Genomic DNA, 13,397 nt, shown 5'->3' with positions numbered 1-13,397 from the left:
ACAGGCCGTGGTTCGGGCCGAGTGGCCGGGCGTTCGGCGGTACCGCACACGCTCCCTCGCGAGCGTTGACCGGCCGGCTTGCTTGATGAGACGCTTCCGGTGCCCTCAATCGGTCACCCATTTGCTTGTCACAAGGGAGTGGCGCATGCGCGCAATCGGCAAATTTCGACCGCGCCGAGCCTCGATCGGCGCGGCATTGCTCGCGACGGCGGGTCTGGTCTTCGGCGGCCTGATCGGCGCGGCGCCGGCCTCGGCCACAACGGAACCGAAGGCCCACCGGATCACCGTCCACCCGGAGATATTCCAGGCCGGCGCGAAGGCGCCGAACGCCACCTTCACTTGCCAGAGCCGTCCGATGGACGGTTCACAGGGACCGCGCTGCTACCAGGCAGCTCAGATCCAGAACGCGTACAACATCACTCCGCTGCTCAACCACGGCATCAACGGCGCCGGGCGCACGATCGTCATCGTCGACGCCTTCGGCAGCCCGACGATCGCCTCCGACCTGCAGACTTTCGACGCGGCGATGGGGCTGCCCAACTCGTCGTTCAGGCAGATCACGCCGGCGGGTTCGCCGCCACCGTTCGACGCCAACGACCCCAACCAGTTCGGCTGGTCGGTCGAGACGACGCTCGACGTCGAGTGGGCGCACGTGACCGCACCCGGCGCGAACATCGTGCTCGCCGTGGCGCCGAGCAACAACGACGCCGACATCCTCAACACGACCAAGTACGTGGTCGACCACAACGTCGGTGACGTCATCTCGCAGAGTTTCGGCGAGGCCGAGGCGTGCATGGACCCGACCCTGCTCAAGGAGCAGCACGCGCTGTTCGCCAAGGCGGTCAGCAAGGGAATCACGCTCGTCGCCTCGTCGGGTGACAGCGGCGCCTCGCAGCCGAGCTGCGACGCGAACAGCACCGCCGCGCTGTTCGCCGCGAGCACACCGGCCTCGGACCCGAACGTGACCGCCGTCGGCGGCACCACGCTCACGGCCGACCCCAGCACGGGTGCCTACCAGAGCGAGACCGCGTGGACCGAGCCCTTCGGCTGCAACCCGCCGGCGGTGGCGCCGAGCGACGTGAACTGCAGCGGCGGCGGGTTCAGCACCGTCTACCGGCGGCCGGGCTACCAGTCCGCGCTGCAGAAGAACCGTGCCCGAGGCGTTCCGGATGTCGCCTACAACGCGGGCGTCTCGGGCGGCGTGCTCATCTTCAGCGCGACGATCAACGTGGTCGAGGGGCTCCCGGCGGACTCGGCGGTGTTCTTCGTCATCGGCGGCACGAGTGCGGGTTCGCCGCAGTGGGCCGGTCTGGTCGCGGACGCCGACCAGCTCAACCGGCACCGGATGGGCAACATCAACCCCGCGCTGTACTCGATCGCGCAGGCAAAGAAGCAATATGCCGCGGCCCTGCACGACATCACGATCGGTAACAACGACGTCGCCGAGATCGGCGGCGGCTTCAACGCCGGCACCCGTTGGGATCCGGTGACCGGACTCGGCACTCCGAACGCGGCAGCACTCCTGCCGCTGCTCGTGGCGCACACCCACTAGCACGCCGGGCTGTCCGCGCTCACCGGAGCAGCACCACGGAGAGCGCGGACAGCACCGCACGACGGCATCCATCGGATGCCGGAACACGACATCTCAAGAGGTGCCTTACCCTGCCGGGGGCGGGGTGTCGCGGGCGCCACGGATGGCGATCGCGACGAGCCCGGCGCATAGGACGATTCCGGAGCACAGCGCCCCGCCGAGATCGTCGCCGGGCCGGCCGGGCCAGATGCACGGCGAGGTGAGGGCGGGGCCGTGCCACTGGGTGTAGAGGGCGTAGACGCCGAGCAATGCGTACGCGACCGGGGCGATCCAGGCCAGCGCGCCACCCAGCAGGGCGGCGCACAGCAGGCCGAGCCCGGTGAGACCGGCGAGGTTGCGAACGGCGGTGGTCGTTCCGCCAGCCAGGTCGGTACCGATGCCGGTGGCGGCGAGTACTGCTGCGGCGGCGATGGTCAGCGTGACGGCGGTGGCCATCCGTAGCCAGGGCAGGCGGTGGCCGGTGACGCGTTCCGGGTCGCCGAACGGGCTGGCGGTGGCGATCGCGACGACGCTGGCGCAGGCGGTCTCGAACAGCAACGGTAGCTGGAGCGCACCGTAGGCGTCCCAGTGTCGGTGCAGCGCGGCCCAGAGCACGATCGCGCATCCCGCGAGCGCGGCCAGTGCGGCGGGCACGCGGCGGCTGGCCAGGTGCAGGTGCACGAGTCGTGTCACGGCAACTGGTCCAGCGTGATGCGGCCGGCTTTCAGGTCGGCGGCGTGGACGACCAACCAGGCGTGCCGGGTGCCGACCGGCAGCGCGGCGAATCGCTGGGCCGCCACCGCTGCCGGAGTATTGGGCGTGATCCGCCGGCCGAGGTCCGGCGGCTCGGAGCCCAGCACCGGCCGTACCCCCTTCAGGACGCCCGCGGTGACCGCCTGCTGGGCCGGGTCGGAGCCGCCGCCGACGACGGCGGTCACCAGATCCCGCGCGATTCTGCCTTTGACCCGGTTGGCTGACTGGTCGACGCTGAGCGCGGGTTCGCCGGCCTGGTTGGGCAGCACGATCGTGTACACCGGCGGTGTGCCGTGCATGGTCCAGGCGGAGGTGGCGATGTCGATGCCGTCGTCGGTCCACCGGTACGTGGTGGTGGTCTGCGCGATGCGGGCCGGCGCCCCCGGAACGCCGGCCAGCTCGTCCAGCAGCGGTGCCAGGTCGGTGCTCACCGCGCCGAGGTACGCCCGGTAGGCGGGATGCAGGCAGACCGGGATCGCGGTGTGACTGCACACCGGCGTGTAGGCCACCGGTCGGTCGTCAGCCGCGTTGTGCAGGGCGGGAATGGCGATCATCCCGTGCGGATCGAGCCGGCCCGTCCCGGCCAGCGCGGTCGCGGTGGCGGCGGACAGGACGCCGGTCACGGTCAGCGCCGCGGCCACAAGCCGCGGCCACCGCCCGCCGGCCAGGGAGGGCAGGCCGAGGATTCCCAGCAGCGCGAGAGTCAGGCCGACGAGAAAGATGACCTGGGCGATCGGCAGGTCCGGCAGGTACGGGTAGAAGGTGGCCAGCCCCTCGTAGTCGCCGAGCTGGTAGGGCCCGGTGACCAGCGGCGAGATCTGCCATGGCGATCCGGCGCCGTGGACGAGTTCGAGACCGGCCTCGAACATGAGGAAGGCGCCCATCGCCACCAGCGGCGGTGTGTAGCGGCTCGGCAGCACGGTGCCGGCGGTGAAGCCGAGCGCGGCCAGGGCCGGGACGCTGGCCGCGCCGACGAGGACCGGCCACCACGGCGGCCCGCTGCCGGTGGCCTGGGTTGCGGTGACCCCGTACAGGACGCCGACGCAGGCCAGATAGCAGCCCAGCGCCCAAGCGGTGGTGGCGGCCCAGGAGGCGAGCTGGCGCCTCCACCGCGACCGTGAGGTCACGGACAGCAGGTCGGTGAGGCGGCGTCGTGCTTCGCGGGTACCGGTCCAGGCGGCCACGCCGGTCACCGTCGGGATGAACACCGCGATCGTGGTGCTCTGCATGGTCATCGCGCGTACGTTCCACAGCGGCGCCAACGCCATGCTTCGGCGGTAGGTGAGCGCCCAGAACAGCACGCCGGCCACGGGCAGCATCCAGATCATCGCGTTGCGGCGCAGCTCGATCCGCATCAGCCGGGCGGCGCCGGCAACCCAGGCACGGCCGGGCCCACGGTCCTCGACGGTGGCGGCGGTCATGACCGGGCCTCGGCCAGCACCGTGCTGTAACCGCGCTCAAGCGGGGCGTCGCCGGCCGCGGTACGGCCCTCGCCGCGAGCGGTCAACTCCTGCGGGGTGCCGTGGAAGACGATCCGACCGCCGTCCATGAGGGCGACCTGGGCGCAGGCGGCACCGACGTCTTCCACGAGATGGGTGCTGACCACCACGGTCGCGGTCTGGCCGAGGTCGCGCAGCAGACCGCGGAAGGCGACGCGCTGCTCCGGATCCAGGCCGGCAGTGGGCTCATCGAGCAGCAGCAACTCGGGATCGTTGACGATCGCCTGGGCGATACCGGCCCGGCGCAGCATGCCGCCGGACAGGGTCCGCATCCTCGCCCTCGCCTTGTCCCCGAGGCCGACCCGTTCGACCGCGGTCGCCACCGCGCGCGGCACCTGGGCGGCCGGCACCTCCTTGAGCAGCGCGAAGTACTCGACGAACTCGACCACCGTGAACGAGGGGTAGTAGCCCAGGTGCTGCGGGACGTAGCCGAGCCGGCGCCGGATCGCCCGGCGCTGGGCGGCGACACCGGGATCGCGCTCCAGCAGGCGGATCCGCCCGGACGTCGGCGGGATCACGGTGGCCAGCATCCGCAGCAGCGAGGTCTTCCCGGCGCCGTTGGGTCCCAGCAGGCCCAGCACGCCGGGACCGGCCGACATCGTCACCCCGGCCACCGCCCGCGTCCGGCCGAACCTTCTGGTCACGTCGGTGATGTCGATGTTCACGCGGTACCTTTCGGGACGCGGGTCCAATACACGGCTATCGCCGTGGCCCCGGCCGCGACGGCCAGGTAGGGGACGATCAGAGCGGACTCGGTGACCACGGTGGTCGGCCGCCCGGCGGCGGCCTGGCCGGCCAGCACGGTGATGACCCACCCGGCCACCCCGGCCGCCGAGCCGACGAGCGCCGACCGGGCGAACGTGGCGGTCGCCAGCGCCAGCGCGCAGACCGCCGTCATCGGGATCAGCCAACCGAACGTGACCGCCATGGCGACGCCGGAGGCCGCCGCGGCGGCCAGGCCCAGGACAGCGTTGAGACCGAAGACCGCCAGCGCGCGCACCAACAACACCATCCTGTCGCTGACGGCCATGCTGCAGGTCAACTCCCAGGCATCGTCGACGCCCGGTCCGTACGCATAGGCGATACCGACCGCCGCCACCGCCGGGGCAAACAACGCCACATAGGGGGTACCGGTCTCGCGGGTGGCGAGCATGCCGACGGTCAGCACCACGGCGGTCGCGAGGACCCAGCCCAGCAACAGCGACGGCGTCGCCACCAGCGCCCGTGCCAGGCCCGGTGAACGCAGCAGCCGCGCCGCGACCCGCTCGACCGGCCCCGGGCGGCGCCGCCACAACTGTGCCGCGACCTCGATCCAGGCGCGGCCCAAAGCGACGTCGAGCGGCTCGTGTCCCGGCTCTGTCATGCTCATCCTTCCTCGGCCGCGGGACCACGCCGCAGCGCCGCCCGTAGCAGGGCGCGGGCGTGGTGCGCACGGCTCTTCACCGTCCCGGCGGGTACGCCCATCGCTTCGGCCGCCTCGGCCACCGTCCGCTCCTCGACGTAGATCAGTCGCCAGGTCTCCCGATGCGGACTGCCCTCCGCTCCCAGTGCGCGGACAGCCTCGGCCAGATCCAGCCGATCGACCGCCGCGTCCGCCGGGTCCGCGGTATGCGCGAGGTCGTCGGTCGGGAGCGATGCCAGCACAGCTTCGTTCCGGCCGCGGCGGCGCAGCCACAGCGCCGCCTGCCGGCGGGCGATGCCCCACAACCACGCCCCGGCCCCGTCGGCCCGGTAGCCGGCCGCACCCCGCCAGACCCCGAGGAACGTCTCTTGGATCACGTCCTCGACATCGGCGGCTGGCAACACCGCGTGCAGCCGCGCGGCGATCCACGGTGCGTGCCGCACGAACAGCTCGCGCAGCGCCGCGTCATCACCGCGGGCTACCGCCATGATCAGGCCATTGTTGTCCATCGCCCTATCTGTTGCCGCTCGACGGCCTTTGGTTCACCGAGTGGCGCCGAATTTTCGGAGAGACCCGCGTCTGGAGCCAGGGCCAAGGATCTGACACACCGCGGGCGACCCGGTCATTCCGAATGAGCCGCTGTGGTGGTGGTCAATACCGTTTCGAGCCGTGGATAGACCCGGCGAGCATTGGCTTCGTAGACCTTGTGGCGATCGCCAGGACTGAGCGGCAGAGCATCGATGTAGCGGCGGGTGTCATCGAAATGCTGCCCGGTCTCTGGATCGACACCTCGGACGGCACCGACCATTTCCGATCCGAACAGGATGTTGTCGATGTCGATGACGTCGAACAGCAGGTTGATGCCGGGCTGGTGGTAGACGCAGGTGTCGAAGAAGACATTGGTCATGACCGACTCGCTGGGCGCGGGCCGACCGAGCATGTCGGCGAGCCCGCGGAAGCGCCCCCAGTGGTACGGCACCGCTCCACCGCCGTGCGGGATGATCAGTCTCAGCTCCGGGAAGTCCCGGAACAGATCGGACTGAAGCAGTTGCATGAACGCGGTCGTGTCCGCGTTGAGGTAGTGCGAGCCGGTCGCGTGGAAGTTCGGATTCGTGACCGCCGAAACATGGACCATCGCGGGAACGTCGAGTTCCACCATGGCTTCGTAGAGCGGATACCACCAGCGGTCGGTGAGGGGCGGCGACGTCCAGTGGCCACCACTGGGATCCGGGTTCAGGTTGCAGCCGACAAAGCCGAGCTCTTCCACGCAGCGGCGCAGTTCGCCGACCGCGTGACCGATCGGCAGTCCGGGTGACTGCGGCAGCTGGCATACGCCGACGAAGTTGGTCGGGTAGAGCAGCGTGACCCGGGCGATCAGGTCGTTGCAGGCGCGGGACCAGGCGGTACTGACGGTCTCATCGCCGAAGTGGTGGCCCATGGCGGAAGCGCGCGGCGAGAAGATGGTGAGGTCGACGCCGCGCTCGCGCATCAACCGCAACTGGCTGTTCTCGATGGACGCGCGGATGTCGTCGTCCGGGATCGCGGGATAGGGCCTCGGTTGGAGCCCGTCCCGAAACGCCGCCTGCTGCGCTTCGCGCCACGCGGTGTGCGCCTCGGGCGCGGTCGTGTAGTGGCCGTGGCAGTCGATGATCATTCGTGCGTCTCCTGATCCCGCAACTCGGCGAGCAGGTCGTGAGCGGCGGTGGCGATGCGCGGTTGGACCCCGAGTTCGCGTAGTTGCTCGGAGGCGGCGGCCATCTCGTCCGCCCGCCGCCGAGCGTGCCGATGGGTGCCGGTGACCAGGCGGTCGATGGTGTGCTTGTCGAAGCCGGTCAATTCGGCACTGATGTTCTCGTAGAGCCACGTCTCGCAGCCGGCCGCCTCGGCCGCGGCGAGCGCTTCGACGACCGCGGCGGCGAGACCCTTGTAGAAGACGCTGCGCAGAAGTTTGCGGGAGATCGCGGCGCCCGCGGGTCCGGGTTGGACCGTGACGTGCGCGCCGAGGGGAATCAGGATGTCCGCGTAGCGCTCCGCGCCGTCGCCGGATACGAGCATCGGTGTACGCAGGCCCTGTTTCGGTACGGGAGCAAGGAGTGCGACGTCGACCACGGCGATCGGCCGGCCCGCGAGCCGGCTTGCCAGCGTGGCCTTCACCGACGGGGCGGCGGTGTTCAGATCGGCCCAGATCGCGCCGTCACGGAGCCTCGGCAGTGCGTTGTCCAGTGCGGGAATGGCGTCGTGGGCGCTGTTGACGCTGAGCACCAGATCCGCGTCGCGTACGGCATCGGCGTCGTCGGCTCGGGCCGTGACGCCCGGCGGCGGCAGCACCAGCGGGTCGAAGCCGCGGACATCCGCTCCGGCCGCGACGAGATCGGTGGCGATCTCCCCACCGGCTTCGCCGAGACCGAGCACGGCGATGCGCGGAGGTTGCGACGCTTCGCCGGGAGACTGTGATGCGGGCATGACTGGGCTCCTTACGAGTCGCCGCGGGCGATGACTGGCCCGACGTCGGCGGCGAGGTGGTCAGCCGGCGGGTTTGTCGACGACCGGCGTGCCATGCGTGTGGAAGGTTTCGATTGTCTTGAGGCCCCAAGCCTGTCCCTTGGCGCGTTCCTCGCGTGTCCAACTGATGGTCTTCCAGTCGGGCGCGAGGATCAGGCGGGCTCCCGCGTTGCAGATTTCGATGCGATTGCCGCCCGGTTCCCAGACGTAGAGGAAAAAGGTCTGCTGGATCGCGTGCTTGTGCGGCCCGGTTTCGATGTGGACGCCGGCGTCGAGGCAGACGTCCGCGGCGCGAAGGATTTCCTCCCGGGTGTCGGTGGCGAAGGCAAGGTGATGCAGCCGTCCACTGTGGCCGGTCCAGTCCTCGGTGTAGACGAGGTCGTAGGACTTGTTGCCCACCGAGTACCAGATTGCCTGTGGGCTGCCGTCATCCTTGATGATCTGCTCGGTGCACCGCCCGCCGAGGACGTCTCGCAGGAACGCGGAGGTCTGCGGCACATCGGCGGCGAGATAGTTGACGTGGTCGAGGCGTCGCAGGTTGGCACCTCGCCCGGCGTAGGCGGCGGCCTGGTTCTTCAGCGCCGGCCGATCGGTGTCGTCGGCGACATACCACTCGACGTCCCAGTAGAGCCCGAATTCGTGGCCGTCCGGATCGGTGAAGAGCTGGACGTCGCCGAGGTGGTGGACTTCGGTCGCGGTGACCCGGTCGATGCCCGCCGCGTCGATCGTCGCGTTCAAGCGGTCGACCGCCTGCGGGCTGGCGGCGCGAAGATAGGTGCGCCCGACTCCGGCCGTCTCGCGCTGGATCAGCCGCACCGTCCAGGACTGGTAGTCGTCCCAGGTGTGCAGGTAGACCGAGTTGCCGTCTCGGTGGACTTCACGGAGTCCCATGACGTGGACGAAGAAGTCGCGAGAGGCTTCGAGGACCGGCGTGTACAGCTCGACGGGTCCCACATGGGCGATGTCGCGGCGCCTGTCCGGGTCGTGAGTAAGCGAAGAGCTCATATCCCTGCTTTTCCGCTGCGGGGCCATACCAGGCCGTCGGAAATTTTGCGGGCGGTGCGCACGACGGAACTGCGGCGCAGCTGGGTGGCGGGTCCGTCGACATCGAGGTCGACGGCGACATCGAAGGTACCGGTGGGGTGTTCGATGCGAACGAGCCGGTCAACCGGGACGTCCGGTGTCGCGACCGTGTCCGGCGTGCGGACGGCGGCCGCCACGGAGACCGCGCCCAGCACGCCGATCGCCGCGTGGACGCGATGCGGAATGAACGTTCTCGTGGTCACCGTGCCGCCATCGCGTGGCGGGGACACGATGGTGATCTTCGGTATGGTCGCCTCGCGTACGTCCCCCAAGCCCATTGCCCGACCGGCTTCGAGGCGGACCGCTTCGATCACCGCTCGGAGCGGATCTCGATTCTCCAGATCCGTGGGCTCTTCGGTGCCCTCGATGTCCAGGTCCGCGGCGCGCACGATGACCACCGGCATGCCCGCGTCCACGCAGCTGGCCGGGATGCCGGCGAGGTCGTCGATGAGCCGGCCGGTGGGGAAGACCGGGCGTGGGCTGCCGGGAAATGTGAGGTGGATCGGCGCCGCGGGAAACGGTGTGCCGGCCATGACCGCGTCGCCCTGGTAGCGAACGCGGCCGCCGGTGGTCCGCACCTGCGCTTCGACGAGGTTGACGGTGGGGTTGACGGCTCGGATCCGTACCGTGGTGACGTCTCCAGCCACCGGGACGAGACCCCGCTCGATCGCGAACGGGCCGACGCCGGCGAGCAGGTTTCCGCAGGTCTGGGCGTCGGTGACGATTGCCCGGTCGGGTACCACTTGGAGAAACAGGTAGTCGACGTCTGCCTCGGCGTCCGGCGATGGCGCGACCACCCCGACCTTGCTGGTCAACGGGTGGCCACCGCCCAGGCCGTCGATCTGGCGCGGGTCGGGCGATCCCATGATGCGCAGCAGCAGGTCGTCCCGCTCGGCCGGATCGGCGGGCAGGTCTTCCGCGCAGAAGTACGCGCCCTTGGAACTGCCGCCGCGCATCTGCATGCAGCGAATGCCGTCGTCCTCCGGCGTCATGTCTCGCCCTCCACCGGAAGCCGGTCGACATACCGCACGCCGAGCTCGGCAAGCCGCGGCCGCAGCTGGTACATGTCCATGCCGAGTACGCCATTCGCCAGCTGATCGCGCTTGCCGGCCTCGCCGGCGATCCGCTTCGCGGATGCCTCGGCCACCGCCCGGCTGCGTGCCGCGGGTAGCACCACCACGCCATCGTCGTCGGCGATGACGACGTCACCGGGGTGCACGATCTGGCCTGCCGCGACCACTGGCACGTTGACCGAGCCGGGGCTCGCCTTGACTGTGCCCTGGGCGTGTACGGCACGAGACCAGACCGGGAACCCCATGCGACGCAGTGCGGCAATGTCGCGTACACCGGCGTCGACAACAGCGCCGAGCACGCCGCGTGACCGCAGTGACGTGGCGAGCAGCTCGCCGAACATGCCGTCGGTCGACGGCGATGTCGTGGTCACGACGAGCACGTCGCCGGGGGAGCAGACCTCCACGGCAGCGTGGATCATGAGGTTGTCGCCGGGGTGGCAGGAGACGGTGATGGCCGATCCGGCAATCACCGTCCCGCTCTGGCGTGGCTGGATGTCCATGCCGAGCAACCCGATCCGGCCAGCAGCCTCGTGCGCCGTGGCGACGCCCGCCGCGCGGAGTTGGGCGATCGAATCCGGATCGGCTCGATCCACCGTCCGGACGACGAAGTGCGGTGCCACGTGCGGTCACCTCCGTCGCGTTGGAAATCTGGCGCACCGGGTGCGCCATCAAGGTGTACGCGCTCCCGCGTTCGTGGTCAAGATTGCCTTCAAAATTGTCAACGATGTGCGTAGCGTTCGTCAACGCCGGCCGTAAATACCAAACACGATTGTTGTCAATCGTGTTGCCCAATGAGAGCATGTCACGGTCGAAGGAGTCCCCGCGCCTGCGACAGCTGGAGGATCTGTGGCGACGTTCGTCCTGGTGCACGGCGCGTGGCACGGAGGGTGGTGTTGGGACCGGGTCGCACCGCTACTGCGAGGTGCCGGCCACAAGGTTCACGCCCCAACGCTGACCGGCCTCTCCGAGCGGGCACACCTGTTGTCGCCCATGGTCGGGCTCGACACGCACGTCGAGGATGTCACGCGCGTCATCGAGGTGCTTGGCCTGCGGGACGTGGTGCTGGTCGGCCACAGCTACGCCGGCCAGGTCATCACCGCGGTCGCCGACAGGCGCCCGGACGCGGTCGCCAAGCGGGTGTACCTCGATGCCTTCGTCGGGGAGGATGGCGAGAGCGCGGTCTCGCTGCTGCCCGAATCGGTGGCGCACCACTGGTCGGAGTCCGCTGCCGGCCCCGGCTTCGGCTGGCTGGTTCCCGTCCGCAAGCTCGACGTGCTCGGCGTGACGGAGCAGGCCGACATCGACTGGCTGACGCCGCGACTCACACCCCACCCGTGGAAGACCTACACCGACCCGCTGCGGCGCAGCGGTGCCGTGGAGCGCGTGCCCGCGGCCTTCGTCGAGTGTGTGGACTGGATGCGCGCCTTCCGGAGCCAGGCCGACCGGGCCAGGGCGAAAGGATGGCCGGTGGTCGACCTCGCGACGGGTCACGAGGCGATGGTGACCGCGTCGAAAGAGTTGGCCGGCGTACTGGACACACTCGTCGGCTGAGGCCGGGACGCAGAGGGGATCGCTGTGGAGTTTCTGGTCAGGTCTGAGAACCGGTTGCCAACTGACACCGCTCCTGAGCGGCGGGAGGAACTGAGGGCCGCGGAGCGTGCCCGCGCGATGGAATTGAGGGCGGCCGGTGTCCTGAAACGGTTGTGGCGGGTACCGGGCCGCAACGCGACCATCGGGCTGTATGAAGCGCCCGACGCCGCGGCACTGCACGACGCGCTGATGTCTCTGCCGATGGCGCCCTGGCTTGACGTACACGTCGAAGCGCTTGCCCAGCATCCCCAGGAGCGGTCCTGAGGCGATGCGCGGGGCGGCCCGCTAACTGACCCGATACGCCGGCACCGATGCCCAGCCCATCGGCCTCAACCCTATTCACAGAATTGTTGACAATATCGGGGCGGCTCCGTACCGTCCAGCACAGGATGGACTCCTCCCACGGTCGGGGCGATGTGGCAACGACGAGAGGACGGACGGCCGATGGCGGCGGAATTGACGCTCACCGACGTGAATCTGCGCTTTGGTGGAATCAGGGTTCTCACCGAGGTTGGGTTCGCCGTGGCGCCCGGCCAGATCTTCGGCCTCGTCGGCCCGAACGGCGCGGGGAAGACGTCGCTGTTCAACTGCATCAGCGGGCATTACCGTCCCAGCTCCGGCTCGATCACCATCGACGGCGTCGAGGTGCTCGGCACCGCCCCCGCAACGCTCGCCCGTCACGGTCTTGCCCGGACATTCCAGCATCCGGCGCTGCGACTAGGGGCGACCGTTCTTGAGAACGTCCTACTGGGGGCGCACACCCGACTTCCCGGCGGCCCGATCGAATGGTCGCTGCGGCTGCGCCATCTGACGCGTTCAGAGCGCGAACTTCGAACCGAAGCCCTCGAACTGCTCGACCGCAACCACCTCGGGTGGGCAGCCAACCGCCGCGTGGACGAGCTGTCCCACGGCTTGCACAAGGGGATCGAGCTCTGCCGCGCCCTCCTCTCGCGGCCGAAACTTCTTCTGCTCGACGAGCCGGCGGCCGGGCTGCCCCACTCGGAGGTCGAGCAGCTCATCGAAACGGTCCGCCGGGTCCGTGCGGAGGAGGACATCACTGTCGTGATCGTGGAGCATCACATGGGACTCATCGCCGCGCTCACAGACCGCGTTGTCGTCCTCGATCACGGGCGGAAGCTCATGGATGGCACCGCCGCCGAGGCGCAGTCCGATCCCCGCGTGATCGAGGCATACATCGGAAACGACGCCGTCGATGACGCTGCTTGAGCTCCAATCGGTGACGGCCTTCTACGGCCCGGTCCAGGTGCTCGACGGAGTGTCCTTGTCCGTGCCGGAGGGCGGTGCGGTGGGCATCCTCGGCGCCAACGGCGCGGGGAAGACGACGACGTTGCGATCGATCAGCGGGACTGTTCGCGCGGGCGGGCGGATCCTCTACGACGGCGCGGACATCCGTGGCAAGCGTCCGGAACAGGTTGCCGCCATGGGCATCGCGCACGTGCCCGAGGGCCGTGGCGGTTTCGGCGCCCTCACCGTCCGCGAAAACCTTCGTATCGGCGCGTACCTGCGGCGCGATCGGAAGGGCGTCGAGTCCGACATCGAGTTCGTGCTCGAACTCTTCCCGAACCTGAGGGAACGGTACAAGTCTCATGCCTCGGCACTGTCCGGGGGAGAGCAACAGATGCTCGCCGTCGGGCGTGCGTTCATGGCGAAGCCGCGACTCCTGCTGCTCGACGAGGCATCGCTCGGCCTCGCGCCGAGCACGGCGATGACCGTCTACGACGCCATTGCCAAGCTTCGACGGGAGTCAGGCATCGCCATGCTCGTGGTCGAACAGAACGCGAACCTCGCGTTCCGTCTGGTCGACAGTGCGACCGTGCTGGAGACCGGTCGCAACGTGCTCAGCGGCACGTCGGCCGAGCTCAAGGGCATGGACGAGATCCGACGCGCCTACCTGGGAGGCTGAC

16 protein-coding genes are annotated in these 13,397 nt (G+C 69.5%); 5 read left to right on the top strand and 11 right to left on the bottom strand.

The window, feature by feature from the left end; genetic code table 11:
* Positions 1–105 precede the first annotated feature (105 nt).
* Entirely contained in the window at positions 106–339 is a 234-nt protein-coding gene (locus Raf01_RS23845; protein ID WP_203920207.1) for a hypothetical protein, read from the bottom strand.
* Between the two features lie 16 nt (positions 340–355).
* Here Raf01_RS23845 and Raf01_RS23840 point away from each other — a divergent pair, with 16 nt between their 5' ends.
* Complete coding sequence (locus Raf01_RS23840) at positions 356–1,552, top strand: S53 family peptidase (RefSeq protein WP_203920206.1); 1,197 nt, start codon at positions 356–358, stop codon at positions 1,550–1,552.
* 105 nt (positions 1,553–1,657) lie between these two features.
* Here the strand turns inward: Raf01_RS23840 and Raf01_RS23835 are convergent, their stop codons facing one another.
* The 10 genes from Raf01_RS23835 to Raf01_RS23790 all read right to left on the bottom strand — a co-directional run bounded on the left by Raf01_RS23835 (position 1,658) and on the right by Raf01_RS23790 (position 10,502).
* Positions 1,658–2,263: a hypothetical protein gene (locus tag Raf01_RS23835; RefSeq protein WP_203920205.1), complete on the bottom strand. Its 606-nt coding sequence runs from the start codon at positions 2,261–2,263 to the stop codon at positions 1,658–1,660.
* Positions 2,260–3,744, bottom strand: coding sequence for a hypothetical protein (locus Raf01_RS23830; RefSeq protein WP_203920204.1), 1,485 nt, complete (start codon positions 3,742–3,744; stop codon positions 2,260–2,262). The genes Raf01_RS23835 and Raf01_RS23830 overlap by 4 nt, the downstream gene beginning before the upstream one ends.
* Positions 3,741–4,421 carry an ATP-binding cassette domain-containing protein gene (locus Raf01_RS23825; protein ID WP_203920329.1) on the bottom strand — a complete coding sequence of 227 codons (681 nt, stop codon included), beginning with the start codon at positions 4,419–4,421 and terminating at the stop codon, positions 3,741–3,743. The genes Raf01_RS23830 and Raf01_RS23825 overlap by 4 nt, the downstream gene beginning before the upstream one ends.
* Before the next feature lie 62 nt (positions 4,422–4,483).
* Positions 4,484–5,185: a hypothetical protein gene (locus Raf01_RS23820; RefSeq protein WP_203920203.1), complete on the bottom strand. Its 702-nt coding sequence runs from the start codon at positions 5,183–5,185 to the stop codon at positions 4,484–4,486.
* 2 nt (positions 5,186–5,187) lie between these two features.
* Positions 5,188–5,733, bottom strand: a complete 546-nt coding sequence (locus Raf01_RS23815; protein WP_203920202.1) for an RNA polymerase sigma factor — start codon at positions 5,731–5,733, stop codon at positions 5,188–5,190.
* Positions 5,734–5,846: 113 nt separating this feature from the next.
* The gene (locus Raf01_RS23810; protein WP_203920201.1) at positions 5,847–6,878 is read right to left on the bottom strand and encodes an amidohydrolase family protein; all 1,032 of its coding nucleotides are present in this window, start codon (positions 6,876–6,878) and stop codon (positions 5,847–5,849) included.
* Complete coding sequence (locus tag Raf01_RS23805; protein ID WP_203920200.1) at positions 6,875–7,687, bottom strand: NAD(P)-dependent oxidoreductase; 813 nt, start codon at positions 7,685–7,687, stop codon at positions 6,875–6,877. Before Raf01_RS23805 ends, Raf01_RS23810 begins: the two co-directional genes overlap by 4 nt.
* A gap of 60 nt (positions 7,688–7,747) precedes the next feature.
* On the bottom strand, positions 7,748–8,758 hold the full coding sequence (locus tag Raf01_RS23800) for a VOC family protein (RefSeq protein ID WP_239133854.1): 1,011 nt from the start codon (positions 8,756–8,758) through the stop codon (positions 7,748–7,750).
* Positions 8,728–9,801: a PrpF domain-containing protein gene (locus Raf01_RS23795; protein WP_203920199.1), complete on the bottom strand. Its 1,074-nt coding sequence runs from the start codon at positions 9,799–9,801 to the stop codon at positions 8,728–8,730. Before Raf01_RS23795 ends, Raf01_RS23800 begins: the two co-directional genes overlap by 31 nt.
* The gene (locus Raf01_RS23790; protein ID WP_203920198.1) at positions 9,798–10,502 is read right to left on the bottom strand and encodes a 4-carboxy-4-hydroxy-2-oxoadipate aldolase/oxaloacetate decarboxylase; all 705 of its coding nucleotides are present in this window, start codon (positions 10,500–10,502) and stop codon (positions 9,798–9,800) included. The genes Raf01_RS23795 and Raf01_RS23790 overlap by 4 nt, the downstream gene beginning before the upstream one ends.
* Before the next feature lie 226 nt (positions 10,503–10,728).
* Here Raf01_RS23790 and Raf01_RS23785 point away from each other — a divergent pair, with 226 nt between their 5' ends.
* From Raf01_RS23785 to Raf01_RS23770, 4 genes are all read left to right on the top strand, one after another.
* Positions 10,729–11,433, top strand: coding sequence for an alpha/beta hydrolase (locus Raf01_RS23785; protein ID WP_203920197.1), 705 nt, complete (start codon positions 10,729–10,731; stop codon positions 11,431–11,433).
* Between the two features lie 24 nt (positions 11,434–11,457).
* The gene (locus Raf01_RS23780; protein ID WP_203920196.1) at positions 11,458–11,736 is read left to right on the top strand and encodes a muconolactone Delta-isomerase; all 279 of its coding nucleotides are present in this window, start codon (positions 11,458–11,460) and stop codon (positions 11,734–11,736) included.
* A gap of 180 nt (positions 11,737–11,916) precedes the next feature.
* Positions 11,917–12,699: an ABC transporter ATP-binding protein gene (locus Raf01_RS23775; protein WP_203920195.1), complete on the top strand. Its 783-nt coding sequence runs from the start codon at positions 11,917–11,919 to the stop codon at positions 12,697–12,699.
* Positions 12,686–13,396 carry an ABC transporter ATP-binding protein gene (locus tag Raf01_RS23770; protein ID WP_203920194.1) on the top strand — a complete coding sequence of 237 codons (711 nt, stop codon included), beginning with the start codon at positions 12,686–12,688 and terminating at the stop codon, positions 13,394–13,396. Before Raf01_RS23775 ends, Raf01_RS23770 begins: the two co-directional genes overlap by 14 nt.
* Position 13,397 lies beyond the last annotated feature (1 nt).

The sequence above is a fragment of the Rugosimonospora africana genome, assembly GCF_016862975.1.
In the GTDB taxonomy this organism is placed as follows: Bacteria; Actinomycetota; Actinomycetes; order Mycobacteriales; family Micromonosporaceae; genus Rugosimonospora; species Rugosimonospora africana.
Note: the sequence above shows the minus strand (reverse complement) of the source record. Positions and strands in the feature narration are given on the sequence as shown.